We start from the raw sequence: 23,681 nt of genomic DNA, 5'->3' as shown, positions 1-23,681 counted from the left end.
CGCGCTTTTATCAGCGGCGTGAAAAGATTAACTGAGGAGCATGGCCGCCCCGGACACTCCCGCCGAAACCTTCAAACGCGCGCTCAGCCACGCCGCCCGCGCCCTGGCCGAGCAGCCTGAGCTGGAGGTGGTGTTCGGGTCGGACGGACCCAAGCTGGCTGGCGGGATTCTGACTCTGCCGCATCCCCCACGCGACCCCTCCGGTAACGAGAGCGCGTCCCTGCGAGGCCAGGCCGACCGCCTGGCCCTGCGTTTGGCCAATCATGACGCGGGGATCGACGCCCGTATGCGCCCCGCCGACACCCAGGCGGCCGAGGTTTTCGACGCGGTTGAACAGGCGCGGGTCGAGGCCGTGGGCTCCGAATTCCTGGCGGGGGTCAGGGACAATCTGGACGCCGCCCTGGTGACGCGGCTGGAGAAGACCGGGGCTCTGCGCATCCTCGAGCCCGAGCGGGCGCCGGTTTCGGAGGCCGTGGCCCTCCTGGTGCGTGAACGGCTGACGGGCCGGCCTTCGCCCGACGGGACCAAATCCTTGCTGGATCTGGTTCGAGCCGGCATAGAGGCCAAGGCGGGCGATCAGCTGGACGCCCTGACCGCGACCGCCGGCGACCAGGCTCTGTTCGCCGAAAAGATGCGCGAAGTGCTGCGCGCCCTGAACCTGGATCCCGGCGACGGCCAGGGCGAGGACGCCTCGGACGACCCGGGCGATCAGGAGCCGGATACCCAGGAGCCCGACGCCGACGATCAGCCGGACGAGGACGAGGAAGAGGAGGGCGGCGAGGGCTCCCAGTCCATGGAGGGCGACGCCGACGATCAGTCGTCGGAGCAGGAGCGCGAGAGCCGCCCCGAAGGCGCCCCCGCCGACCCGGAAGGCGAAGGCGCCGAGGACGGGCCGGAACTGAACGAGGGCCAGCAGCCCAATCGCCAGCAGACCGCCGACGACGGGCGGGCGGTCGACTTCTACCGCGTCTTCACCACCGCCTATGACGAGGTGGTGGACGCCGCCGACCTGTGCGATCCGATGGAGCTGGAGCGGCTGCGCAATCTGCTGGACCAACAGCTGACCCTGCTGGCCAGCGTCGTCTCGCGCCTGGCCAATAAGCTGCAGCGCCGCCTGCTGGCCCAGCAGAACCGCGCCTGGACCTTCGATCTGGAGGAGGGGATGCTGGACACGGCCCGGCTGACCCGGATCGTCACCGACCCGACCGCCCCCCTGTCCTTCAAGGCCGAGAGCGAGAGCCCGTTCCGCGATACGGTCGTGACCCTGCTGCTCGACAATTCGGGTTCGATGCGCGGGCGGCCGATCATGGTGGCGGCGGTCTGCGCCGACATTCTGGCCCGCACGCTGGAGCGTTGCGGCGTCAAGGTCGAGATCCTGGGCTTCACCACCCGCGCCTGGAAGGGCGGACAGAGCCGCGAGGCCTGGATCAGCGCCGGCAAACCCGCCAATCCCGGCCGGCTGAACGACCTGCGCCACATCATCTACAAGGCCGCCGACGCGCCCTGGCGCCGGGCCAAGAAGAATCTGGGCCTGATGATGCGCGAGGGCCTGCTGAAGGAGAATATCGACGGCGAGGCCCTGCAATGGGCGCACAATCGCCTGCTGGCCCGCACCGAGCAGCGCCGCATCCTGATGGTCATTTCCGACGGGTCGCCTGTCGATGATTCGACCCAGTCGGCCAACGCCGCCCTCTATCTGGACAAACACCTGCGCCAGGTCATCGCCGAGATCGAGGATCGCTCGCCGGTCGAACTGTTGGCCATCGGCATCGGCCATGACGTGACCCGCTGGTACCGCAAGGCCCTGACCATCGTCGACGTGGAGCAGCTGGCCGGCGCCATGACCGAAAAACTGGCCGAACTGTTCGAGGCGGACGCCGCGGCGACGCTCGCTCGCCGGCCGCGTCAGAAGATCGCCGCATGAGACGTCGTCTACCGCGTCTCGCGGCGGCCTGGGCGGCCCTGGCCCTGACGGCCTGCGCCGCGACTCTGGGCCCGCCACAACCGTCCCTTTCAGACGAAGACGGCTGGTCCTTCGCCGCCGCCGCGTTGAAGCCGGTCGGTCTGGGCCTGCCCGGGGCCGTCCTGGCGCCCGGCGTGCGTTTCGCGGGCGGGATCGAGATCGTCGCCGGCCTGGGATCGCCGCTGCATGGGCTTTCCGATCTTAAACTGAGCGGAGGCGGCGGCTTTGTCGCCGTATCCGACGCGGGGGACCTGGTTCGCGGCCGTCTGCGGCTCAACGCCCAGGGGCGGCTCGTCGGCGTCGATGGTCTGGCGTCTCACCGGCTGGCCCTGGAGGACGGGACGCCGATCAGCGACAAGCGCGACGGAGACGCCGAGGGTCTGGCCCTGACGCAATCAGGCGACCTGCTCGTCAGCTTCGAACGTCGCCATCGAATTTGGAATTACGGCCCGCTGTCGGCCGTGCGCGCCCCCCGACCGGTTCCGTCGCCCGCCGTCGCCTTTGCGGACAATGAAGGCATGGAGGGCCTAGCCGCTTCGCACGCTCAGACAGACGGCTGGCGCGCGGTCGGCGAAGGCGGCGGCGTCTGGGACTGCACGATGAACGGCTGTCGCACCGTCGTCTCGCCGCCGGCCGAGGCGCCCCGCGATTCCGACTATCGCTTCACCGGTCTGGATCGCGATCCGTCCGGCGAAGGCTGGTTCGTGGTGGAGCGCCGCTATACGCCGCCGATCGACATGCGGGGCCGGGTGCGGCGCATGGCGGCAGATGGGTCTTTGGGACCTGCCTTGATCGAACTGAAGCTGCCCGGCACAACGGACAATTTCGAAGGCGTCGCGGCCGAGCGGCGCGGCCAGACGACCCGGCTCTATCTGCTGTCGGACGACAACGCCAATCCGGCCCAGCGCACCCTGCTGCTGGCCTTCGACATTCGCTAGACCGGGCCCTGGATCAGGCCGCGCCCGCCCATTGGGATTTTTCCGGCTCGGTCTCGACCGCCAGCAGGGCCTTGACGAAGGCGTCGCGCCAGATGCCCACGTCGGTGTCGCGCACCACCTGCATCAGGGCCTCCCATCGCCGCACCCGCTCGGCCAGGGGCATGGTCAAGGCCTTCTGGATGGCGTCCGACAGCTCCTCGCGGCTGTAGGGATTGACCAGAAGCGCCTCACGCATCTGTTCCGCCGCCCCCGCGAACCGGGACAGGATCAGGACGCCGGGATCGTCGGGGTTCTGGGCGGCGACATATTCCTTGGCGACCAGGTTCATCCCGTCGCGCAGCGGCGTCACCAGCCCAACCCTGGCGGCGCGATAGATCCCCGCCAGCTGGTCGCGGCGGTAGGTGCGGTTCAGATAGCGGATCGGCTGCCAATCCATGTCGGCGAAGGCCCCGTTGACCCGCCCGGCCAGGGCGTCCAGCCGCGCCCGCATGTCCTGATAGGAATCCACATCGTCCCGCGAGATCGGCGTGACCTGGAGCAGGAAGACCTCGCCACGCATCGACGGATTGTCCTGCAAAAACTGCTCATAGCCCAGCAGCCGCTCCTCCAGCCCCTTGGAATAGTCGAGCCGGTCCACGCCGACGATCATGGCGCGGAAGGCCGCCGAGGCCGCCATCCGATCATAGGTCCGGGCCCCGAGGGTCGAGTTCTTCGCCGCCAGGAAGCCGTCCACATCGATGCCGATGGGGAAGACGCCGGTCTGAACCCGGCGGCCGAAACATTCCAGCCCGCCATGACCGAACAGCTCGCCCTGGGCCTCGCTGACCACATAGTCGGTGAAGAGGTCGCACCATTCGCGCGTATGGAAGCCGATCAGATCGAAGTCGAACATGGACTCCACCAGCCGCCGGTGATGCGGCAGGGTCACCAGCAGCTGGCGCGTCGGCCAGGGGGTGTGCAGGAAGAAGCCGATCCGGTTGCGGACGCCCAGACGACGCAGATCCCGCGCCATGGGGATCATATGGTAGTCGTGGATCCAGATGACGTCGTCCGGCTTGATCACCGGCGCCAGAACCTCGGCGAAGCGGCGGTTCACCCGCTCATAACCCTCGCCGTAGGACCGTTCGTACTGGGCCAGGTCGATCCGGTGGTGGAACAGCGGCCACAGGGTCTTGTTGGCGTAGCCGTTGTAATATTCCTCGACGTCCTGGGGCTCCAGATCGACCAGTCCGACGGTCACGCCGGCGCGGTCCTCCACCTTCATCTCGCCGGTGAAGCTGTCGATCGTCTCTCCAGACCAGCCGAACCAGAGGCCGTCGTATTTTCGCAGGGCCGCAGACAGGGCCATGGCCAGGCCGCCGGCGGAGCCCGCAGCGGGATCGGTCGGGGCCGAAACCCGGTTGGATACGACGATGAGACGGCTCATGACTTCACTTCGGCAGCGATCCCAGCCCCGGGACCAGAAAGATCAACGCACGTCGGTCCAGGATCGGCTCAACATCACGGCGCAATTGATGATCCCGACCAGGGAGTAGGTCTGGGGGTAGTTGCCCCACAGCTCCCCGTCCTCGACGGAAATGTCTTCGCTCAAGAGGCCGGCCTGGGTGCGACGGGCCAGCATCTCTTCGAATATGGCGCGCGCCTCCTCCACCCGGCCGTTCTGATGCAGGGCCTCGATGAACCAGAAGGTGCAGAAGTTGAACGCGGTCTCCGGCTCGCCGAAGTCGTCCGGCTCGACATAGCGGAACAGGAAGGGTCCTTTTTTCAGATCCCGCTCGATTGCATCGAAGGTGGCCACCTGGCGCGGATCATGCGCGTCCAGAAAGCCCAGGTCCGTCAGTTGCAGCAGGGAGGCGTCCAGTTCGCGTCCGCCGAAACTGGCGGCGAAACGCCCCTCGTCCGTCAGGAAGGTTTCCGCCTCGATCCGCTCTCGGATGGCCGCCGCCCGCTGACGCCAGACGTCGGCGCGGGCCTGCAGGCCCAGATGATCCGCCGCCTTGGCCAGACGGTCGCAGGCCGCCCAGCACATGACGGAGGAATAGGTGTGAACCCGCGCGATGGTGCGGAACTCCCACAGGCCTGCGTCGGTCTGGTCGTGCATGGCGAAGGCCCGCTCGCCGACCTTCTCCAGGGCGTGGAAATCCTCGATCGTGCCCGGGCGCAGCAGGCGCTGGTCATAGAAGGCCTGAACCAGGGGCAGGACGATCTGACCGTAGACGTCGTGCTGCAGGTGCTCATGGGCCTGATTGCCGATCCGCACCGGCTTCATGCCGCGATAGCCCTCGACCGTATCGACGATGCTCTCGCCGATGCCCGGCTCCAGCCCCACCCCATAGACCGGCTGGACATGGCCGCCGGCCGAGGCGTCAACCAGATTGCGCAGATAGCCCAAGTAGTTCTCGAGAATGTCGACCGCCCCCAGCCGGTTCAGCGCCCGCACCGTATAATAGGCGTCGCGGATCCAGCAGTAGCGATAGTCCCAGTTGCGCCCGCTCTCTTTGAATTCGGGAACGGAGGTGGTCATGGCCGCGACGATGGCGCCGGTCTCTTCATAGGCGCAGAGCTTCAGGGTGATGGCCGCACGGATGACGGCCTCCTGATAGTCCAGCGGCAGATAGAGTTTGCGGACCCAGTCCTGCCAATAGGCGACCGTGCGGTCCAGCGCGGCCTGAACCCCCGGTCCCACATCCTGATCATAGCCCTCGTCCGGGCCGAAGAAGAAGGCGTGCGGCCGTTCCAGCCGAAAGATCCGCTCCTCCAGAACGTGAGAGACGGGACAGTCGGTCGTCAGACGGAAGGTGACGTCCGGGCATAGGAACCGGATGTGATTGGAGCCCGAGGTGTGGGGCGCCCGCCGCGCGCCCCAGTCGGACGAGGGGCGCAGCCGGACGCGGATACGCGGCGTGCCGTGCAGCGGTCGAATGATCCGCCCGAAGGCGAGGGGGCGGTAGGTTCGCGAATGTTTCGGATGGCGCGGGGCGAAGTCGATGATCTCCACCGCGGCCCCGTCTTCGGCCGTCAGAACGGTCTTGAGCACCGGCGTATTGCGGACATAGGCCTGGCTGACGTGTTTCAGCCCCTCCAGCTCGACGGACCAATAGCCATGCTCGGGCGCTTCTCCGTTCATCAGGGCCGAAAAGACGGGGTCGCCGTCGACGCGCGGGGCGCAGGCCCAGACGAACCGGCCCTGACGGTCGATCAGGGCGCTGATCGCGCAATTGCCGATGGGGAAGAGATCGAGATTGGGCGTCATCGATTCAGGCCCCCGCCACCGCTTCCAGCCAGGTCAGGACGTCGTCCACGTCGTCCAGCCGATAGCGGGCCGCGGTTTCGCGCTCAGGCCCGACCAATACCCCGTAGCCGCCTAGGGCGGCGGCGGCCTCGAAACCATGTTCATCGGTCAGATCGTCGCCGAGCATGACGGGGGTCGCTCCCTTGAACGGCTCCTCCTGCATGAAGGCGGCGACGGCTGTGCCCTTGTCGGCGCCCGGCGTCTTCAACTCCAGCACCATATGGCCAGGCTGCAGCGCCAGGCCTGTCTCGGCCTGCAGCTGCCGGGCCAGTCGCTGCGCCGCCGCGCCCTGGTCGGGCGCCAGTCGATAATGCAGGCCCGCAGAGACTCCCTTGTCCTCGACGATCACTCCCTGCCGGTCAGCGGCGAAGGCGTGAAAGGCGTCCAAAGCCCTGGCGACGGCGGCGTCGGCCGTCGTCCTCTGGACCGGGCCGCCTTTCAGGCGCCGCTCCAGTCCATGAACGCCCGAGGCGGATTCAAGGGCCCGGTCGGTGATCCGGTCGATCTCTCTGATGGTGCGGCCGCTGACCACGGCCACCCGGCCGTCGAGGCGATCCTGCACCGCCTTCAGCACGGCCGTGCGGCGGGCCACGGGACCGACCTCGTCCGGCGTCGGCGCCATGGGCGCAAGGACGCCGTCCAGGTCGAGGAACAGGGCGATTCCCTGGGCGGCGACCGGCGGTCGGGGCAACAACAGATCGGCGGCTCCGGCGTGAGACGGCATAGGTATCTGACTCTTTACGGCTTCCCCAGGCCCCCATAACGCGCCAAAGCGGCAAAGGTTGACCCGAAAGCGACAAAGTCGTCTGAAAGAGGCGGTGCGCGCCGCCGAGGGGACTGTCTGCGGCCGTGCGTTGAAACAAGGAGAGCCCGGCCGCGGGCCTGACCAAACATGACCGAGATCGCCCATTCCTCGCCCGAAGACATCGCCGCCATGACGGGGCGCGCCCGCGAGGTCATGCGGTTGAACATCGAGGCGCTGGAAGCGCTGGAGCGGATGATCGACGTCTCGATCGCGCGGGCGGTGGATGTGATCATGAGCCGTCCCGGCTATGTGGTCGTCACCGGCATCGGCAAGTCCGGCCACATCGGCGGCAAGATCGCCGCCACCCTGGCGTCCACCGGTACCAACGCCTTCTTCGTCCATCCGGCGGAGATGAGCCACGGCGACCTGGGCATGCTGCGACCGGATGTGACGGTCCTGGCCATCTCCAACTCGGGCGAGAGCCGCGAACTGCGCGATCCTCTGATCTTCTGCCAGCGCAACGGCATTCCGGTCATCGCCATCACCCAGCGTCCGACCAGTTTCCTGGGACGCAACGCTGCGGTCTGCCTGACCATGCCCAAGGTGGCTGAGGCCTGTCCGAACGGCCTGGCGCCGACCACCTCGACCCTGATGACCCTGGCCCTGGGCGACGCCCTGGCCATGGTGCTGATGGACCGGCGCGGGTTCAGCGCCCTGGATTTCGGTCTGCACCACCCCGGCGGCGCCTTGGGCATGAGCCTGCAAAGCGTGCGGGAATGGATGGGCGACAACGCCGCGGCCCCGGCCAGCGTGCCGCTGAACGCCAGCTTCAGCGAAGTGGTCTCAGCCATTACGGAAGGCCGAAAGGGGGCGGTCGCCGTCTTGAAGGCGGACGGCGCCTTGGCGGGGATCGTCACCGACGGCGACCTGCGTCGCGCCTTCCAGCGCGACATCACCGGCCTGACCGCCGCCGACATCATGGGGGCCAATCCGATCACGGTCGATCCGGACGCGCGGATGAGCGACGTCGTCGACCTGCTGACCGCGAACAAGATTTCCAATCTGTTCGTGGTGGAGGAGGGGCGGCCGACCGCCATCGTCCATATCGCGGAACTGATGCAGGCCGGCTACGTCGCCTGAGCCGCTGATGATGCGTATCCTCTATGACGCCAGCCGGCTGATGAGCCGGGCCGAACGTTCCGCCCCCACCGGCGTCGATCGTGTCTGTCTGGCCTATGCCGAATGGCTGCTGTCACGGCCCGACGTCGTCACCCTGCCGGTTCGCGGGCGCAAGAACCGCCTGGTCGCCGTCCAGCCCGAGTGGTTCCGGGACTTCGTGGTCGATCTGCGCGCGCGTTGGAGCGGGGCGGGCGTCGCCCCCGCCGACGTGGCGCATGAAGCCTTGTTGCTCGAGGCTCTGGCCGCCCCCGCCCGACCCGCAGAGTCTGTCATCAGTCCCCCGCCCCCGCCGGAGCGTGAGAAGCCGGCGGACAAGGGACGGGTGTTGAAACAGTTCTTCAAATCCCGTCACGTCGCGCCCCTGCCGGCCGCCGACCTCTATCTGAACGTGGGCCATACGACCCTGCATCAGGCCGACGCTCTGAGGGATCTGGAAGCGGCGGGTGTGGAACGGGTCGTTCTGATCCATGATCTGATCCCCATCACCCATCCGGAGTTCTGTCGGCCGGGCGACGGCGCCAAACACCACGCCCGAGTGACCCACGCCCTGCGTCACGCCAGTCGGGTGATCGTCAACTCGGCCTATACCCGCGACGAGTTGCGGGCCTTTGCGGCGCGAGAAGGTTTGCCGCAGCCGCCGGTCCATGTGGCGCACCTGGGCCTGGAACCGGCCTTCGTCGCCGGCGATGCGGTGGCGACCAGCCGTCCTTATTTCGTCCATGTGGGCACCATAGAGGCGCGAAAGAACCTGGCCCTGTTGCTGACCTTGTGGCGGCGGCTGGAGGAACGGCTGGGCGAACGCACCCCCTCCCTGGTCCTGGTCGGGCGCTACGGCTGGGAGAATGAGGCGGTGCTGGATCATCTGCAGCGCTCGCCCAATCTGCGGGGGATCGTTCACCAGGCGGCCAACCTGTCCGACGAGGTGCTGGCGCGCCTGATGCGGGGCGCGCGGGCGGTGCTGGCGCCGTCGTCGGTCGAGGGGTTCGACCTGCCTGCGGTCGAGGCGGTGGCCATGGGCCGCCCCCTGATCGCCTCCGACATTCCGCCGCACAGGGAACTGACGCCCCAAGCCGAGTTGATCGATCCCCTGGACGGGCTGGGCTGGCTGGCGGCGATCGAGCGGGCGACCATGACGTCTCCGCCCGCCGCCTCGGAAGGTCGCGCTGCGCCGTCGTGGGAAGCCCATTTCGACATCGTCGCTCGGGCGGTCGGCCTGGCGGCGGCCTCGCCTCTGGCGGGCGGTGCGAAAGGCGGGTAATCAACGCGCGAACAAGGGCCGATCCGTTTCCATGACTCGCACCATCCTGCCGCTTGCCATCGTCGCCATCCTGAGCGGGTGCTCCACCCTGCCGCGCGACGGACCCTCGGGCGCCTCCATCGACGCCGGGGCTTCGACGCCCCAGGCCCTGGGCAGCTACGCCCTCGTGCCCCTGACCTATGAGGTGACGGAGCGGATGAAGGCGGTGCCGCCTCAGTTCTTCGGCACCCTGGCGGCCGCTTCCAGCGAACAGCCGGTCGATGTGATCGGCGAGGGCGATACGCTGGCGATCTCGATCTATGATCCCTCCGGCGCCCTGTTCGGCGGCAGCCTGGGCGGGACGTCGGCTTCGGCGCGCACGGTTCCCAGCCTGTCCGGCGGGTCCCAGGCCTTGCCGGGGGTGACGGTCGATCGCAGCGGTTCTGTTTCCGTGCCCTTCGCGGGTCCGGTTCGCGTCGTCGGCCTGACCTCGACCCAGGCGGCGGCCGCGATCCGCCGGGCCCTGGCCGGCAAGGTCGCCAACCCCCAGGTCCTGGTCGGCATCGCCGGCAACGCCTCAAACACCGTCAACGTCCTGGGCGACGTGCGCCAGCCGGGCCGCGCGCCTCTGGGCGTCAACAGCGACCGAATTCTGGACGTCATCGCCGCCGCCGGCGGATCGGCCCGCCCGACCGACGATCTGACGATCAGCATCCAGCGCGGCGGTCAGACCTACACCGCCCCTCTTTCAGCCGTGACCACCGAGTTCGGCGAGAACGTGCGCCTGCAAAGGGGCGATGTGATCAACGTCCAGTACAAGCCGCGTCGGTTCTCCACCTTCGGCGCTCTGAACGCCGTCGCCCAGGTCGATATGCCTGCGGGGCCGATGACGCTTACGGGCGCCATGTCCAAGGTCGGGGGGTTGAACACAACCACCGCCAACGCCCGGCGTGTTCTGGTCTTCCGCTTCGAGCGACCTGAGGTGGCCCAGGCTCTGGGAATCAACCAGCCGGCTACGCCCAAGGGGGTGCCGGTGGTCTATCAGCTGGACTTCAACAACGCCGCCAACGTCTTCGCCGCCACCAATCTGGAGATCATGCCCGAGGACGTGATCTATGTGCCCCTGGCCGGCGCCGCAGAGGCGCGCAAATTCTTCGAGTTCGTTCAGAGCGTGACCCGCGTCGTCTATGACGTGTCGGTGACCAGTGCGATCAACGTCGACTGACGCCTGTGCAGGCTTGGCGCGCCCTTCTGTCCCAGTTGACGGGGCGCGCCGCCGCCGTCGGGAGTGATGCGGTCGATCCGACCGCCGCCGACCCCTTCGCCCGCCCCGCCGAAATCCCCTCGGGCGATCCTTCGCCTCTGGACGGCGCCTTGGATGAGATCGAGGCGGGCGCTCTGGAGGTCTACGCCGGCGCGGGTCTTCCCACCCGTCCCGGACACTATCGCCGTGCGCCGAACCAGACGGTTTGGGACTTTCTCGCTGCGGATCTGACGCCTCAGGCGCGCTTCGCCCTGGCCTTGGAGCATCCGCCGGAGACGGGCTGGCGCTTCGCCCGGCTTCAGGACCTGGGCGCGCGATCCGGTCGTCCCGACCTGCGCGCGGCCTCACGGCTGCTGAACGAGATCGCCGACCTGCGCCTGGCGCGGAGGGGCGTTCTGACCGAAGATCATCTGCTGGTCGCCATGGAACTCGGCGGGGCCTGGCGGGCGTTGAGGGACGCCAAGGCCGCGCCTGCGTCGGCGGCCCCACCCGCACCCAAGCCCCGCAAGACGCCCCGCAAGCCTTCGGCCAAACCCTCGACCGAACCGGCAGCCATGCCCCCTAGGAAGCGCCGGTCCAAGGCCGCCTCCGCTGCAACGGCGTATAAGCCCGCCAAGCCGGGCTGAGGCGGGCGGCCCGTTTCTGCAGGCGGCGTAACTCGCAACAATATTGCCGGCTCTGTTTTGTATCGCGCAAACTTGATCTAAGAGCGAGCTGTCCTCGAACGCCAGAGCCTCCCATGTCCGACGCGCCCCAGTTCCCCCCCGAAACCCAGCCGGTCGGCCGGATCATCGCCATGCCGGCCGACACCAACCCCGAAGGCGACATCTTCGGCGGCTGGTTGCTGGCCCAGATGGACGTGGCCGGCGCGACTCCTGCCTTTGAACTGGCCCAGGGACGCTGCGCCACCGTGGCCCTGGACGGCATGGTGTTTCACCAGCCCGTCTCCGTCGGCGACGAGGTCAGCATCTACGCCAAGGTCGTCGGCACGGGCCGCACCTCGATCCGCATCCATGTCGAGGCCTGGAAGCGGTCGCGCGGTCAGCCGCTGGCCACGTCCGTGCGCGTGACCCAAGGCGTCTTCACCTATGTGGCCATCGACCAGTACCGCAAGCCGCGCCCCCTGCCGGGCAAGGAATAGGCGGAAATCTTGACCTCGCGCCGGGTCGCGCCTACGTCCCGACCATGGCCATCCGACGTATCCTCACCATCGACAACGCCGCCGACCTGGCGATCCTGAAACAGGTGTCCCAGCCGGTCGCGGGCGTCGACGACGCCGTGCGCGCCCTGATGGACGACATGCTGGAGACCATGTACGCGGCGCCCGGCATCGGCCTGGCCGCGGTTCAGGTCGGCGCCCTAGACCGCGTCATCGTCATGGATCTGGGCGATCGCGACGGCGCCGTGTGCGAAACGGAAGAGGAAGACACGCCGGAGGCCGCCGAGGCGCGCAAGAACCCGCGCTTCTTCGCCAATCCGGAAATCCTGTGGGCCTCGGACGAGCTCTACACCTACGAAGAGGGCTGCCTGTCCATTCCCGAGTATTTCGACAAGGTGGAACGTCCGGCCCGCGTTCGCATTCGCTATCTGAACCGTGACGGTCAGTCGGTGGAGGAAGAGGCTTCGGGCCTCTACGCCGTCTGCATCCAGCACGAGATGGACCATCTTAACGGCGTGCTCTTCATCGACCACCTGTCGCGGCTGAAGCGGGAACGCGCCGTGACCAAGGTCAAGAAGGCCGCCAAGGACAGGATCGCCGCCTGATGACGAAGCGCAACCCTCGCCCCATCCGGCGCGGCCAGTCCCTGGTCATCGACACCCAAGGGCGCCGTCGCTTGACGCGCAGCCAGAAGATTGGCGTCGCCGGGGTCGCGACCCTCGCCGGCGTGGCCTTGCTGGGCGTGGTGGCGGGCCTGCTGCTGGACCGGCTGCTCGATTTCGACGACGCCCTGGACGCCGGCGGCGAGTGGGATGAGGGCGGCGGCGTCTTCACCCGCTGGCAGTAAACCTCTAAAGGCGAGCCCATGCGCCTTGCCTTCATGGGAACTCCAGATTTCGCCGTGCCGTCCCTGGCCGAGCTTCTCGCCTCGGGCCACGAGATCGTCGCCGTCTATTCGCAGCCGCCGCGCCCGAAGGGCCGGGGCCAGAAGCTGACGCCGTCGCCGGTTCACGCCTTCGCCGAAACCATGGGCCTGCCAGTCTTCACGCCCGAGAGCATGAAGTCGCCCGAGGCCGTCGCCGACTTCCAGAGCCTGGACCTCGACGCCGCCTGCGTCGTCGCCTACGGCCAGATCCTGAACGCCGAGGTGCTGGCCGCGCCCCGGCTGGGCTGCCTGAATCTGCACGGCTCGCTGCTGCCCCGCTGGCGCGGCGCCGCGCCGATCCAGAGGGCCATCATGGCCGGCGACGCCGAGACCGGGGTCCAGATCATGCAGATGAGCCTGGGCCTGGACGAAGGGCCGATCCTGCTCAGCGAAATCATGGACATCCGGCCCGACGACACGGCCGCCAGCCTGTCCGAGCGCATGGCCCATGTCGGCGCCGCCCTTTGGCCCCGCGCCCTGGCCGCCATCGATCGGGGCGGGGTGACGCCGACCGAACAGGTCGGCGAACCCACCTACGCCCGGAAGATCACCCCCGCCGAGGCCCGGATCGACTGGACCCGTTCGGCGGCCGAGGTCGACGCCCATATCCGCGGCCTGTCGCCCTTCCCCGGCGCCTGGTTCGAGGCCCCGTCCGAGACGGGACCGGTGCGGGTCAAGGCCCTGCTGTCGGCCCTCGCCGACGGATCGGGCGCGCCCGGAACCGTGCTGGACGACGCCCTGACCGTGGCCTGCGGGACCGGCGCGGTGCGCCTGACCCGGGTTCAGAGAGAGGGCAAGGCGGCGCAGTCGGCGGATGAGATGCTGCGCGGCTTTGCCCTGCCGGCCGGAACGCTATTAGGCTGAGAGATTGAACTCGCGGCCTAGGATCTCCCAAAGAGCCTTGGCGCTGTCCGAGGTCAGCTGAAACGTTTGGCTCTGGCTGTTCGGTTTGGCTCTATCTGCTGATCCGAAGGTGTCGATCTGCAAAAAGGCGCGGCCATCACGTTTGAAGACGCCATAGTGGCCGACGACGTGAGTTGGGTGCAGCTTGAGCTCCCGCTCTTTATCGAGCGGTTGGAACTGGTCGATGACGGCCATGTGGAGTCCTGAGTGCCTAGGTACAAACTGACTATTGAATACGACGGCACGGCCTACAACGGCTTTCAGGCTCAGGAGGACCAGCCGACGGTGCAGGGCGCGGTCGAGGCCGCCATACTGGCCTTTTCAGGCGAGCGGGTGCGGATCGCCGCCGCCGGCCGCACCGACACCGGCGTCCACGCCACGGCCCAGGTCATTCATGCCGATCTGGAGCGCGACTGGCCGGTCGATACGGTGCTGAACGCCGTCAACGCCCATCTGATCAAACAGGATGTCTGCGTCCTGGCGGCCGAATACGCGCCCGATCCCGACTGGCACGCGCGATTCTCCGCGACCGGCCGGGGCTATCTGTACCGGATCCTGAACCGCCGGCCTCGACCCGTTTTGGAGCGGGACCGGGTCTGGCACGTCAAGAAGAGCGTGGACGCCGAGGCCATGCACCATGCGGCCCAGGTCCTGGTCGGCCTGCACGACTTCACCACCTTCCGCGACGTGGGCTGCCAGTCCAAGTCGCCGGTCAAGACCCTGGACGTGGCCCGGGTCAGCCGGTTCGGCGAGGAGGTGCATCTGGTCTTTCAGGCCCGCAGCTTCCTGCACCGCCAGGTCCGGTCGATGGCGGGCACCCTGGTCGAGGTGGGGCTGGGCCGCTGGACCGCCCGTGACGTCAAGGCGGCGCTGGAGGCGAAGGACCGCGCCCGGTGCGGCCCCGTCGCCCCCTCGGCGGGGCTCTATCTCAGCGGCGTGCGCTACGACTGAACCCCGCCTGGGACCGGGTCAGCCGCGCTGCTGGACCAGGACCTCGGCGATCTGCACCGCGTTCAGGGCCGCGCCCTTCCTCAGATTGTCGTTCGAGACGAATAGGGCGAGGCCGTGCTCGACCGTGGGATCGGGACGCACCCGGCCGACGAAGACCGGGTCCTGACCCGCCGCCTCCAGCGGGTTCGGCACGGCCGTGACCACCACGCCCGGCGCCTGGCCCAGGAGCTCCAGCGCCGCCTCGACCGAAATCGCCCGCTCGAACTCGGCGTTGATCGACAGGGAGTGGCCGGTGAAGACCGGCACCCGGACGCAGGTGCCCGAGACCGGCAGGCCGGGGATCTCCAGAATCTTGCGGCTCTCGTCGCGCAGCTTCAGCTCCTCGTCGGTATAGCCGTCCTCGCCCAGCTTGTAGTTCAGGGCCACCACATTGGCGGCGATCGGCACGACCCACTTTTCCGGCGCGCCGAAGTCCACGGCCCCGCCGTCGCGGGCCAGGGCCGCGCCCTGTCCCACGGCCGCCCGCGACTGGTCCTCCAGCACGCGGATGCCCTCGATCCCGCCGCCCGAGACGGCCTGATAGGTCGAGACCGTCAGACGCTTCAGCCCCGCCGCGTCGTGCAGAGGCTTCAGCACCGGCATGGCGGCCATGGTGGTGCAGTTGGGGTTGGCGATGATCCCCTTGGGCAGGTTCGCCAGGGCGTGGGGGTTCACCTCGGCCACCACCAGCGGCACCTCGGGGTCGCTGCGCCAGGCGGACGAGTTGTCGATCACCACCGCCCCAACGGCCGCCACCTTGGGCGCCAGAGCCTTGGAGGTATCCCCGCCGGCCGAGAAGAAGACGATGTCCAAGCCGGCGTAGTCCGCCGTCGCCGCATCCTCGACCACAACGTCGGTCTCGCCGAAGCGGATGGTCTTGCCCGCCGACCGGGCCGAGGCGAACAGGCGAAGCGAGGCCAGGGGGAAGTTCCGCTCGGCCAGCAGGCCGCGCATCATCTCGCCGACGAGGCCGGTGGCGCCGACGATGCCCACACGGGGCGGATTGGACGGGGAAAAGGACATTCAGGCGTCTCCTGGGAGGATGGAGGCGCGGGGTTCAGCCGGATCGACCGCCCCGCGCATCGGCGGGGCTGGGTTCGAGTGGGCGCTTCAGACCTCGCGCATACCCGAAACCGCCCCGCCGAAGCTGGTGGTTTTCAGGGTAATCGCTTTGGTCATGGAGAGGGTCACAGCTGAGCTGTCTAGGGCCGAAACCGCAGTGTGTAAACCTCAGACGGGCGGGGCGGTCGTCTGCAACAGGGCCTGGCGGCGGCGGACACGTTCACGCCAAGCCGTATAGAGGCCGCTGGCGGCGATCAGGGCGGCGCCGGCCAAGGTGTCGGCGGTCGGGGTGGTCTTCATCAGCCAGGCGCCGAAGGCGACGGCGCCGAGGATCTGCAGATAGTCGAACGGGGCCACGACGGCGACGGGCGCCTTTTGCAGGGAGGCGGTCATCAACAGCTGGGCGACGCCGCCCGCCACGCCCGACCCGGCCAGGAGGGCGAAGGTCGTCAGGGCGTGCATCCGGCCGACGAAGGGCAGAAGCAGGGCGCCGACGATGGACGAGCAGACGAAGAACCAAAAGACGATCGCCGCCACATGTTCGGTGTCGCGCAGCTGCCGCAGGGTGATCGTGACCGCCGCCGTCAGAAGGGCGGCGGCCAGGCCGAAGCCGACGCCGGCCAAAGGCAAGGGGGCTGAGTTCGCCCCGGAAACAAGCGACAGGGGGCGGGTGACGATCAGCACTCCAATGAATCCGACCGCTACCGCCGCCCAGCGCCGGGGGCCGACCGCCTCCTTCAGAATGAGGAAGGACAGGATGGTGGCGAAGATCGGGGCGGTGAAGCTGATGGTCGTGGCCTCGGCCAGCGGCAGAAGCGTCAGGGTCTGGAAGACGCACAGGATGGAGGCGACGCCCAGGGCGCTGCGGCCCAGATGCGCCAGGGGGCGGCGCGTGGCCAGGCCCGCCAGGCCGCCCGGCTGGGTCAGCACCCAGATCAACACCACCGGCAGGCCGAAGAAGGCGCGGTAGAACAGCATCTCCGGCGCGGTGACCCCGTCCAGGGAGGCCAGTTTCAGAACCGCCGCCATGATGGAAAAGGCGCCCGCCGCGGCGATCCGAAGGGCGATGCCCCTCGCAATGTCTTCGCTTCCGGTCGTCTTGCTCATGCCGCTCCTGTCGGACGAACCCATAGGCCTTCGCGTCGCCGCCGCCCACCCCGGCGGAGCGATTTCCATCCGGCCGCGTTAAGCCTGCGGATCGGCAAGCTTCGCTGCAACATCGACAGGGTTCGGAGGCGCTCTATGGAAAATCTGCTGGATCAGATCGGTCAATTTCTGAACGGCCTCTTGGGCCTGGCCAGCGCCGGTTTCGACGGCGTCAATCAGGTCATGGGTCTGATCATCGCCGTGATCGCCGCCCTGATGATGGTCGACTGGCGATCCTTGGGATCGACGGCCCTGGGGGCGACCCTGGTTCATCTGATCGTCCTGGCCGTCCTGCCGGTCCTGAACGGCGGCGACTTCGCCCTGCCGGCCATCCTGACGGCGGGGTTTTGGCTGACGGGCCTGGCCCTGTTCCTGGGCTACGCCATCGTCATCGCCGTCTTCTTCTTCATCAAGACCTTGCTGACGGGCACGGCCTTCGGGCGCCGCAGGGTGCTGCACTGAGTTCAGCGGGCTCGGGTGGCCGGGCGCGGCTTCAAGCCTGCCGGAAGCCCAGGACGTCCTGCATATCGTAAAGACCGGCTCGGCGGGTGCGGACCCAGGCGGCCGCCGCAACGGCCCCCTTGGCGAACAGCGACCGGTCGATGGCCGAATGGCTGAGGGTCAGGACCTCGTCTTCCGAGGCGAACAGCACCGTATGTTCGCCGATGATGCCGCCGCCCCGGATCGAGGAGAAGCCGATCTTGCCGGTCTCGCGCTCGCCCTGGACGCCGTCATAGGGTTTGGAGCGGATCTCGGCCAGGTCCGTGAAGCGGCCCTCGGCGGCGGCCTCGCCCAGCATCAGGGCGGTGCCGGAGGGAGAATCCACCTTGCGGCGGTGGTGGGCCTCAGTGATCTCGATGTCCCAGTCCTGGGCGTCCAGACGCTGGGCCGCGTGCTGGACCAGGCCGATCAGGATGTTCACGCCCAGGGAGAAGTTGCCGCTCTTGACGATGGCGATCTTCTCGGCGGCCTTCATCAGCTCGGCCTCCTGGGCCGGGGTGAAGCCGGTGGAGCCGATGACCAGGGCCGGGCCGCCGCGCTCGGCCGCAGACTGGGCCAGGGCGACCGAGGCGTCGGGCGTCGAAAAGTCGATGATGACGTCGCACAGGGAGATGTCGGCCGTCTCGCCCCAGTCGAACCGGGCGGCGACGACCACGTCCTCGCGCGCATCCAGAACCTGTGACACCGCGCGGCCCATCCGGCCGCGATAGCCGGAAATGCCGGCGTGGAAGATTGCGCTCAAGCCGCGTTCTCTTTCGACCCGTCCGCATCCTGGCTGCCCAGGATGTCGGCCCAGAAGCGCTTCGCCTTGCCGGCGAAGCTGGAATTCCGGGGGTTCTGCGCCTCGCCGAAGGACAGGGCAAGCTCTTGCAGCAATTCCTTCTGACGGGGGGTCAGGTCGGTGGGGGTCTCGACGAACAGTTCGACGACCAGATCGCCGCGTGTGCGGCCGTTCAGATGGGGCATGCCCTTGCCCTTAATCCGAACGGTCTTGCCGGTCTGGGCGCCGGCGGGCACCTGGACGGCGGCCTTGCACTTGCCGTCACAGGCGTCAGAGACCAGGCAGGGGGCGTCGATCTCGCCGCCCAGGGCCGCCACCGTCATCGGCACAGGCACGGTGACCAGAAGGTCCAGGTTGTCGCGCTCGAACAGGTCGTGCGGCGTCACAGAAAGGAAGACGTACAGATCGCCGCGCGGGCCGCCGCGCTGGCCGGCGTCGCCCTCGCCGGTCAGGCGGATGCGCGAACCGTCGTCGACGCCGGCGGGAATTTTCAGGTTCAGGGTGCGTGTCTTTCGCACCTGGCCGTGGCCGTGGCAGGCGGGGCAGGGGTCGGCGATCATCTGGCCCGCGCCGTGGCAGCGGGGGCAGGTCCGCTCGACCTGGAAGAAGCCGTTGGCCTGGCGCACGCGGCCCGCGCCGTTGCAGGTGGTGCAGGTGACCGGCTTGGTGCCCGGCTTGGCCCCCGAGCCCTCGCAGGTCTCGCAGGTCAGGGTGGCGGGGACGTCGATCTGGACCTCGGCCCCGCGATAGGCCTGCTCCAGCGAGATCTCCAGGTCGTAGCGCAGGTCCGAGCCGCGGCGCGGTCCGCCCTGCTGGCCCCGGCCTTGGCGGCCGCCGAAGGCGTCCCCGAAAGCGTCGCCGAAGACCTGGGAGAAGATGTCGTTCAGATCGGAGAAGCCTTGGCCCTGGCCGAAGGGATTGCCGCCCCCGCCGCCGTTGACCCCGGCATGGCCAAACCGGTCGTAGGCCGCCCGCTTCTGGTCGTCGGACAGGACCGTATAGGCCTCGGAAATCTCCTTGAACTTGGCCATCGACTCTTCCGAGCCGCCGTTGCGGTCCGGGTGATGGATCATGGCCAGTTTGCGGTAGGCCGATTTCAGGCCGGCGGCGTCGATCGTCCGCTCGACGCCCAGAATTTCGTAATAGTCACGCGCCATCGGGCGTCAGTCCTCATTACTTCCCCTGCCGCCCGGCCCGAACCTCTGCGGGCTCTGGAAAAGGCGGTGTCCCGGCTGACATGGGGGCCGGAACGCTTGATGCAAGTTTCATGAAAAGACCCCGCCTATCGCAAGACAAGCGGGGCCGTATCATTTCAGCGACCTGTTGCGGATCAGGCGCTCTTCTTCTCGTCGGTGTCCGAGACGTCCTCGAACTCCGCATCCACCACGCCGTCGTCAGCCGGCTGGCCTTCGGCGGGCGTGCCTTGTTGGGCGGCGTACATGGCTTCGCCCAGCTTCATCGAGGCCTGGACCAGGGTGTTGGTCTTGGCGCGGATGTCCTCGGCGTCCGTACCCTCGCGGGCGGTCTTCAGATCGGCCAGAGCGGTCTCGATCGCGGTCTTGACGTCGGCCTCGACCTTGTCGCCGTGGTCGGCCAGGGCCTTTTCGGTCGAGTGGATCAGGCTGTCGGCGGCGTTCTGGGCCTCGACCAGGTCCTTGCGGGCCTTGTCGGCGGCGGCGTTGGCCTCGGCTTCCTTGACCATCTTCTCGATGTCGGCGTCCGACAGGCCGCCGTTGGCCTGGATGCGGATCGACTGTTCCTTGTTGGTCGCCTTGTCCTTGGCCGAGACGTTGACGATGCCGTTGGCGTCGATGTCGAAGGCGACCTCGATCTGCGGCATGCCGCGCGGCGCCGGGGGGATGCCCATCAGGTCGAACTGACCCAGGAGCTTGTTGTCCGCCGCCATCGGGCGTTCGCCCTGGAAGACCCGGATCGTCACGGCCGACTGGTTGTCGTCGGCGGTCGAGAAGGTCTGGCTCTTCTTGGTCGGGATGGTGGTGTTGCGCTCGATCAGCGGGGTGAAGACGCCGCCCAGGGTCTCGATGCCCAGGGTCAGGGGCGTCACGTCCAGCAGCAGCACGTCCTTGACGTCGCCTTGCAGCACCCCGGCCTGAACCGCGGCGCCCAGGGCCACGACTTCGTCGGGGTTCACCCCCTTGTGCGGCTCCTTGCCGAAGAAGGCCTTCACGGCCTCCTGGACCTTGGGCATGCGGGTCATGCCGCCGACCAGGACGACCTCGTCGATGTCCGACGCCTTCAGGCCGGCGTCGGCCAGGGCCTTCTTGCACGGCTCGATGGTGCGGGCGACCAGGTCGTCGACCAGGGCCTCCAGCTTGGCGCGCGACAGCTTGATGTTCAGGTGCAGCGGGCCCGAGGCGTTCATGGTGATGAACGGCAGATTGACCTCGTACTGAGTGGTCGAGGACAGTTCCTTCTTGGCCTTCTCGGCCTCTTCCTTCAGGCGCTGCAGGGCCAGCTTGTCCTGGCGCAGGTCGACGCCCTGCTCCTTCTTGAACTCGTCGGCCAGATAGTCGACCAGGCGCAGGTCAAAGTCCTCGCCGCCCAGGAAGGTGTCGCCGTTGGTCGACTTCACCTCAAAGACGCCGTCGCCGATCTCCAGGATGGAGACGTCGAAGGTGCCGCCGCCCAGGTCATAGACCGCGATCTTCTGACCGTCGTTCTTCTCCAGGCCATAGGCCAGGGCGGCCGCAGTCGGCTCGTTGATGATGCGCAGGACTTCCAGCCCGGCGATCTTGCCGGCGTCCTTGGTGGCCTGGCGCTGGCTGTCGTTGAAATAGGCCGGGACGGTGATGACGGCCTGGGTCACCTTCTCGCCCAGATAGGCCTCGGCGGCCTCCTTCATCTTGGTCAGGGTGAAGGCCGAAATCTGCTGGGGCGAATAGTCCTTGCCGTGCGCACGCACCCAGGCGTCGCCGTTCGGACCCTTGACGATCTCATAGGGCACCATGCCCTTGTCCTTCGCCACGACGGGATCGTCGAAGTTGCGGCCGATCAGGCGCTTGATGGCGAAGAAGGTGTTGGCCGGGTTGGTGACGGCCTGACGCTTGGCCGGCTGACCCACCAGGGTCTCGCCGCCGTCCTGAAGGGCGACCACCGAGGGGGTGGTGCGGGCGCCTTCGGCGTTCTCGATGACCTTGGGGTTCTTGCCGTCCATGACGGCCACGCAGGAGTTGGTGGTGCCGAGGTCGATGCCGATAATCTTGGCCATGGGCGTACTGTTCTCTCCGTATCGGCGGGCGATGCGGCGGCCTTCGATGAAGCGCCGCGCGTGACCGCCCCCTGTGGGTTGGCGTGATGGTGCCGGATAGCCCCAGGTTTCGCGGGGTTTCTCCGAAGCTGGCCCCGATATGGGAAAGTCCCCTAGGCCTGCAAGGGCGTTCTGCGATTCAGCGATGCGCCGGCCCCGGTTTTCCCGCAGGATGAGGCCATGTCCCCGGTTTCAGCATGATTTCAGAGGTCCAAACCGCCGTTCAAGGCTTCCGCCTGTGGCCCGGCGCCCTGGACGGTCCGGCCCAGGCCGATCTGGTCGATGCGGTGTTCGCGCGTCTGGAGGCTGCGCCCCTTTATCGGCCGATCACCCCTGGCGGGCGGCCGTTTTCGGTGCAGATGAGCAATTTCGGGCCGCTGGGCTGGGTCTCGGACCGCAGCGGCTATCGCTATCAGCCGACGCACCCGCAGACCGGGCGGGCCTGGCCGGATATTCCGCCGGTGCTGCTCGACTTGTGGCGGGCGACCGTCGGCGGGCCTCAGCAGCCGGACGCCTGTCTGGTCAATCTGTACCGCGAGGGGGCGAAGATGGGCCTGCACCAGGACAGGGACGAGGCGGACCTGACGGCTCCGGTTCTTTCGGTGTCGCTGGGCGAGGCGGCCCTGTTCCGTATCGGGGCGGTCGAGGGTGGTCGCACTGCGACGCTGCGGCTGGACAGCGGCGACGTCTGCGCCCTGACCGGGCCGGCGCGACTGGCCCGGCACGGGGTCGACCGCGTCCTGGCGGGCTCGTCGCGCCTGATCCCGGGCGGGGGACGGCTGAATCTGACCCTGCGCGTGGCGGGGATCAATCCTCGATGACCTCGTGGGCGCCGGCGCCGCCGAGGCGCCAATAGCCTGCCGCCTTCACGGACTTGGCCGAAAAGCCGAGCGCCAGCACGCGTGTGCGCAGGGCCTTGGCCACGGCGGATTCGGCGGCGATCCAGACATAGGCGTCCTTGCGATCCACCTCGGTCAGGGCCCGATCCGCCGCCGTCAGCAAGGCGTCGGAACGGCCTCGGGGCGCGCCGTCGCGGATCGCCCAGGTAAAGGCGACATCTGCGGCGCTTTCGAAGGTCCAGGTCGACTCCATATCCGCAACCTCGACCACCACATGGGCGCGTGCGTCGGCGGGCAGTTCCTCCAGACGGCGGGCGATGGCCGGAAGGGCGGTCTCGTCGCCGATCAGCACATGATCGGCATAGGCGGTGGGGACGATGAAGGAGCCGCGCGGCCCCCCCACCCCCAGGACCGAGCCGGTCTTCGCCGCCATGGCCCATTCGGTCGCCGGACCGCCGTGGCCGGTGACGAAGTCCAGGGTCAGGCGACGGGCGGCGGCGTCATAGGCGCGGGGGGTGTAGTCGCGCATCACCGGGCGCGGCTCGGCGAAGACTGGACCGTCCGGCCCGAGCGTCGGCAGGACCGGCGCCTGACCCTCGGCGACCGGGAAGATCTTCACATGGTCGTCGAAGCCCAGGGAGACGAAGCCGTCCAGATCCGCGCCTTCCAGCACGATGCGGCGATAGGTCGGCGTCAGATCCTCGATCGAGGCGACGGCCAGGGTGCGGAACTTCAGTTCGTGCCGCACGCGACGCGGGATGCGCAAGAGCCCGGTCATGCCTGTTCCACCTTGTCGGCGGCCTCGTTCAGTATGGCGGCGATGGCCTGAATCTGGGCCTCGGTCAGGGCGGTCTCGCCCGTCAGACGGCCGTGAATCGTGTGGCGCAGGCGGCCGATGGCGTCCTGGATGGCGGTCGGCCTGAGGGCGCGGGCGGCGAACTTGTCCATCGTCGCCTCGGCGGCGCGCAGGATCGCCTCGTTCTCGGCCAGCAGGGCGCGCCCGGCCTCGGTGATCGAATAGAGTTTCTTGCCGCCCTGGGCCTCGGAGTCCAGCGCGCCCATTTCCTCCAGCAGGGTCAGGCTGGGATAGATGACGCCGGGGCTGGGCGAATAGGCGCCGCCCAGTTTCGTCTCGACCGCCTTGATCAACTCATAGCCGTGGCTGGGCTTTTCGGCGATCAGCGACAGCAGGACCCAGCGCAGGGTCCCGTGGTCGAACAGGCGGCCGCCGCCGTGGCGTCCGGGCCCATGGCCGCGCCCTCGCCCTTCGCCGCCCCAGCCCGGACCGAAGCCCGCGCCGCGTCCGCCGCGCATGCCTCGCCCGAAGGCGTGGCCGAAGCCGCCGTGACGGCCATGTTTTTCGCCGCATCCGTTGCGGCCGTGGAACATCCCCGTGGTCCTCATCATCGCTTCCTTTTCGATATATCTATTCATAAGTTTTCAGATATATCGAAATATCGAAATCCGCAAGGGGGGCTGGTTTTCGGCG

At 68.1% G+C, this 23,681-nt stretch carries 24 protein-coding genes; 13 read left to right on the top strand and 11 right to left on the bottom strand.

Annotated features, from left to right (window positions below):
* Positions 1-40 precede the first annotated feature (40 nt).
* On the top strand, positions 41-1,924 hold the full coding sequence (gene cobT, locus JL11_RS02895; RefSeq protein WP_054764330.1) for a cobaltochelatase subunit CobT: 1,884 nt from the start codon (positions 41-43) through the stop codon (positions 1,922-1,924).
* Positions 1,921-2,901 (top strand): esterase-like activity of phytase family protein, encoded by a 981-nt coding sequence (locus JL11_RS02890; RefSeq protein WP_054764329.1) that lies wholly within the window; start codon positions 1,921-1,923, stop codon positions 2,899-2,901. The genes cobT and JL11_RS02890 overlap by 4 nt, the downstream gene beginning before the upstream one ends.
* A gap of 13 nt (positions 2,902-2,914) precedes the next feature.
* On the opposite strand, the gene JL11_RS02885 is transcribed toward JL11_RS02890, so the two are convergent.
* From JL11_RS02885 to otsB, 3 genes are read right to left on the bottom strand one after another with little or no spacing between them, the layout of a single operon-like run.
* Entirely contained in the window at positions 2,915-4,327 is a 1,413-nt protein-coding gene (locus JL11_RS02885) for an alpha,alpha-trehalose-phosphate synthase (UDP-forming) (RefSeq protein WP_054764328.1), read from the bottom strand.
* Positions 4,328-4,369: 42 nt separating this feature from the next.
* Positions 4,370-6,154 (bottom strand): glycoside hydrolase family 15 protein, encoded by a 1,785-nt coding sequence (locus JL11_RS02880; protein WP_054764327.1) that lies wholly within the window; start codon positions 6,152-6,154, stop codon positions 4,370-4,372.
* Between the two features lie 4 nt (positions 6,155-6,158).
* A complete protein-coding gene (gene otsB / locus JL11_RS02875; protein ID WP_227976023.1) occupies positions 6,159-6,917 on the bottom strand; it encodes a trehalose-phosphatase in 759 nt (252 codons plus the stop codon).
* 168 nt (positions 6,918-7,085) lie between these two features.
* Between otsB and JL11_RS02870 the strand changes: the two genes are divergently transcribed.
* The 8 genes from JL11_RS02870 (at position 7,086) to fmt (ending at position 13,566) form a co-directional block, all read left to right on the top strand.
* Positions 7,086-8,078, top strand: a complete 993-nt coding sequence (locus JL11_RS02870) for a KpsF/GutQ family sugar-phosphate isomerase (RefSeq protein ID WP_054764326.1) — start codon at positions 7,086-7,088, stop codon at positions 8,076-8,078.
* Positions 8,079-8,085: 7 nt separating this feature from the next.
* Positions 8,086-9,375, top strand: coding sequence for a glycosyltransferase family 4 protein (locus tag JL11_RS02865; protein WP_224764298.1), 1,290 nt, complete (start codon positions 8,086-8,088; stop codon positions 9,373-9,375).
* A 31-nt stretch (positions 9,376-9,406) separates the two neighbouring features.
* Positions 9,407-10,579 carry a polysaccharide biosynthesis/export family protein gene (locus tag JL11_RS02860; protein ID WP_054764325.1) on the top strand — a complete coding sequence of 391 codons (1,173 nt, stop codon included), beginning with the start codon at positions 9,407-9,409 and terminating at the stop codon, positions 10,577-10,579.
* 5 nt (positions 10,580-10,584) lie between these two features.
* Entirely contained in the window at positions 10,585-11,244 is a 660-nt protein-coding gene (locus JL11_RS02855; protein ID WP_197273339.1) for a hypothetical protein, read from the top strand.
* A gap of 113 nt (positions 11,245-11,357) precedes the next feature.
* On the top strand, positions 11,358-11,759 hold the full coding sequence (locus JL11_RS02850) for an acyl-CoA thioesterase (RefSeq protein WP_054764324.1): 402 nt from the start codon (positions 11,358-11,360) through the stop codon (positions 11,757-11,759).
* 44 nt (positions 11,760-11,803) lie between these two features.
* Positions 11,804-12,382 carry a peptide deformylase gene (gene def / locus JL11_RS02845; RefSeq protein WP_054764323.1) on the top strand — a complete coding sequence of 193 codons (579 nt, stop codon included), beginning with the start codon at positions 11,804-11,806 and terminating at the stop codon, positions 12,380-12,382.
* A complete protein-coding gene (locus tag JL11_RS02840; RefSeq protein ID WP_054764322.1) occupies positions 12,382-12,624 on the top strand; it encodes a hypothetical protein in 243 nt (80 codons plus the stop codon). Before def ends, JL11_RS02840 begins: the two co-directional genes overlap by 1 nt.
* Before the next feature lie 18 nt (positions 12,625-12,642).
* Complete coding sequence (fmt, locus tag JL11_RS02835) at positions 12,643-13,566, top strand: methionyl-tRNA formyltransferase (RefSeq protein WP_054764321.1); 924 nt, start codon at positions 12,643-12,645, stop codon at positions 13,564-13,566.
* Here fmt and JL11_RS02830 read toward each other — a convergent pair.
* Entirely contained in the window at positions 13,558-13,800 is a 243-nt protein-coding gene (locus JL11_RS02830) for a hypothetical protein (RefSeq protein ID WP_054764320.1), read from the bottom strand. The two genes, fmt and JL11_RS02830, sit on opposite strands and share 9 nt — an antisense overlap.
* Before the next feature lie 12 nt (positions 13,801-13,812).
* On the opposite strand from JL11_RS02830, the gene truA reads away from it, so the two are divergent.
* Complete coding sequence (truA, locus tag JL11_RS02825) at positions 13,813-14,556, top strand: tRNA pseudouridine(38-40) synthase TruA (RefSeq protein WP_054764319.1); 744 nt, start codon at positions 13,813-13,815, stop codon at positions 14,554-14,556.
* 18 nt (positions 14,557-14,574) lie between these two features.
* On the opposite strand, the gene JL11_RS02820 is transcribed toward truA, so the two are convergent.
* A complete protein-coding gene (locus tag JL11_RS02820) occupies positions 14,575-15,618 on the bottom strand; it encodes an aspartate-semialdehyde dehydrogenase (protein WP_054764318.1) in 1,044 nt (347 codons plus the stop codon).
* Positions 15,619-15,825: 207 nt separating this feature from the next.
* Complete coding sequence (locus JL11_RS02815; RefSeq protein WP_054764317.1) at positions 15,826-16,764, bottom strand: DMT family transporter; 939 nt, start codon at positions 16,762-16,764, stop codon at positions 15,826-15,828.
* 135 nt (positions 16,765-16,899) lie between these two features.
* Here JL11_RS02815 and JL11_RS02810 point away from each other — a divergent pair, with 135 nt between their 5' ends.
* Positions 16,900-17,265 carry a hypothetical protein gene (locus tag JL11_RS02810; RefSeq protein ID WP_054764316.1) on the top strand — a complete coding sequence of 122 codons (366 nt, stop codon included), beginning with the start codon at positions 16,900-16,902 and terminating at the stop codon, positions 17,263-17,265.
* A gap of 31 nt (positions 17,266-17,296) precedes the next feature.
* Here JL11_RS02810 and dapB read toward each other — a convergent pair whose 3' ends face one another.
* From dapB to dnaK, 3 genes are all read right to left on the bottom strand, one after another.
* A complete protein-coding gene (gene dapB / locus JL11_RS02805; protein WP_054764315.1) occupies positions 17,297-18,046 on the bottom strand; it encodes a 4-hydroxy-tetrahydrodipicolinate reductase in 750 nt (249 codons plus the stop codon).
* The gene (gene dnaJ / locus JL11_RS02800; RefSeq protein WP_054764314.1) at positions 18,043-19,242 is read right to left on the bottom strand and encodes a molecular chaperone DnaJ; all 1,200 of its coding nucleotides are present in this window, start codon (positions 19,240-19,242) and stop codon (positions 18,043-18,045) included. The genes dapB and dnaJ overlap by 4 nt, the downstream gene beginning before the upstream one ends.
* A gap of 173 nt (positions 19,243-19,415) precedes the next feature.
* Positions 19,416-21,314 carry a molecular chaperone DnaK gene (dnaK, locus tag JL11_RS02795; protein ID WP_054764313.1) on the bottom strand — a complete coding sequence of 633 codons (1,899 nt, stop codon included), beginning with the start codon at positions 21,312-21,314 and terminating at the stop codon, positions 19,416-19,418.
* Positions 21,315-21,550: 236 nt separating this feature from the next.
* On the opposite strand from dnaK, the gene JL11_RS02790 reads away from it, so the two are divergent.
* Positions 21,551-22,174, top strand: a complete 624-nt coding sequence (locus JL11_RS02790) for an alpha-ketoglutarate-dependent dioxygenase AlkB (RefSeq protein WP_054764312.1) — start codon at positions 21,551-21,553, stop codon at positions 22,172-22,174.
* Here the strand turns inward: JL11_RS02790 and JL11_RS02785 are convergent.
* Both JL11_RS02785 and JL11_RS02780 read right to left on the bottom strand, forming a co-directional pair.
* Entirely contained in the window at positions 22,161-22,970 is an 810-nt protein-coding gene (locus tag JL11_RS02785; RefSeq protein ID WP_054764311.1) for a siderophore-interacting protein, read from the bottom strand. The genes JL11_RS02790 and JL11_RS02785 overlap by 14 nt on opposite strands.
* Positions 22,967-23,596, bottom strand: coding sequence for a PadR family transcriptional regulator (locus tag JL11_RS02780; protein WP_054766777.1), 630 nt, complete (start codon positions 23,594-23,596; stop codon positions 22,967-22,969). Before JL11_RS02780 ends, JL11_RS02785 begins: the two co-directional genes overlap by 4 nt.
* Positions 23,597-23,681: the final 85 nt, after the last annotated feature.

It is taken from the genome of Brevundimonas sp. DS20 (assembly GCF_001310255.1).
In the GTDB taxonomy this organism is placed as follows: Bacteria; Pseudomonadota; Alphaproteobacteria; order Caulobacterales; family Caulobacteraceae; genus Brevundimonas; species Brevundimonas aurantiaca.
This window is presented reverse-complemented; position numbering and strand designations above follow the sequence as displayed.

Excerpts from the sequence above, each read along its gene's own strand:
- JL11_RS02885 (WP_054764328.1), bottom strand. The coding sequence starts at position 4,327 with ATGAGCCGTCTCATCGTCGTATCCAACCGGGTTTCGGCCCCGACCGAT.
- otsB (WP_227976023.1), bottom strand. The coding sequence starts at position 6,917 with ATGCCGTCTCACGCCGGAGCCGCCGATCTGTTGTTGCCCCGACCGCCG.
- JL11_RS02830 (WP_054764320.1), bottom strand. The coding sequence starts at position 13,800 with ATGGCCGTCATCGACCAGTTCCAACCGCTCGATAAAGAGCGGGAGCTC.
- JL11_RS02790 (WP_054764312.1), top strand. The coding sequence starts at position 21,551 with ATGATTTCAGAGGTCCAAACCGCCGTTCAAGGCTTCCGCCTGTGGCCC.
- def (WP_054764323.1), top strand. The coding sequence starts at position 11,804 with ATGGCCATCCGACGTATCCTCACCATCGACAACGCCGCCGACCTGGCG.
- JL11_RS02840 (WP_054764322.1), top strand. The coding sequence starts at position 12,382 with ATGACGAAGCGCAACCCTCGCCCCATCCGGCGCGGCCAGTCCCTGGTC.
- fmt (WP_054764321.1), top strand. The coding sequence starts at position 12,643 with ATGCGCCTTGCCTTCATGGGAACTCCAGATTTCGCCGTGCCGTCCCTG.
- JL11_RS02860 (WP_054764325.1), top strand. The coding sequence starts at position 9,407 with ATGACTCGCACCATCCTGCCGCTTGCCATCGTCGCCATCCTGAGCGGG.
- JL11_RS02870 (WP_054764326.1), top strand. The coding sequence starts at position 7,086 with ATGACCGAGATCGCCCATTCCTCGCCCGAAGACATCGCCGCCATGACG.
- JL11_RS02890 (WP_054764329.1), top strand. The coding sequence starts at position 1,921 with ATGAGACGTCGTCTACCGCGTCTCGCGGCGGCCTGGGCGGCCCTGGCC.
- JL11_RS02865 (WP_224764298.1), top strand. The coding sequence starts at position 8,086 with ATGATGCGTATCCTCTATGACGCCAGCCGGCTGATGAGCCGGGCCGAA.
- JL11_RS02780 (WP_054766777.1), bottom strand. The coding sequence starts at position 23,596 with ATGAGGACCACGGGGATGTTCCACGGCCGCAACGGATGCGGCGAAAAA.
- JL11_RS02785 (WP_054764311.1), bottom strand. The coding sequence starts at position 22,970 with ATGACCGGGCTCTTGCGCATCCCGCGTCGCGTGCGGCACGAACTGAAG.
- cobT (WP_054764330.1), top strand. The coding sequence starts at position 41 with ATGGCCGCCCCGGACACTCCCGCCGAAACCTTCAAACGCGCGCTCAGC.
- JL11_RS02820 (WP_054764318.1), bottom strand. The coding sequence starts at position 15,618 with ATGTCCTTTTCCCCGTCCAATCCGCCCCGTGTGGGCATCGTCGGCGCC.
- JL11_RS02880 (WP_054764327.1), bottom strand. The coding sequence starts at position 6,154 with ATGACGCCCAATCTCGATCTCTTCCCCATCGGCAATTGCGCGATCAGC.
- JL11_RS02810 (WP_054764316.1), top strand. The coding sequence starts at position 16,900 with ATGGAAAATCTGCTGGATCAGATCGGTCAATTTCTGAACGGCCTCTTG.
- JL11_RS02850 (WP_054764324.1), top strand. The coding sequence starts at position 11,358 with ATGTCCGACGCGCCCCAGTTCCCCCCCGAAACCCAGCCGGTCGGCCGG.
- dnaJ (WP_054764314.1), bottom strand. The coding sequence starts at position 19,242 with ATGGCGCGTGACTATTACGAAATTCTGGGCGTCGAGCGGACGATCGAC.
- JL11_RS02815 (WP_054764317.1), bottom strand. The coding sequence starts at position 16,764 with ATGAGCAAGACGACCGGAAGCGAAGACATTGCGAGGGGCATCGCCCTT.
- dnaK (WP_054764313.1), bottom strand. The coding sequence starts at position 21,314 with ATGGCCAAGATTATCGGCATCGACCTCGGCACCACCAACTCCTGCGTG.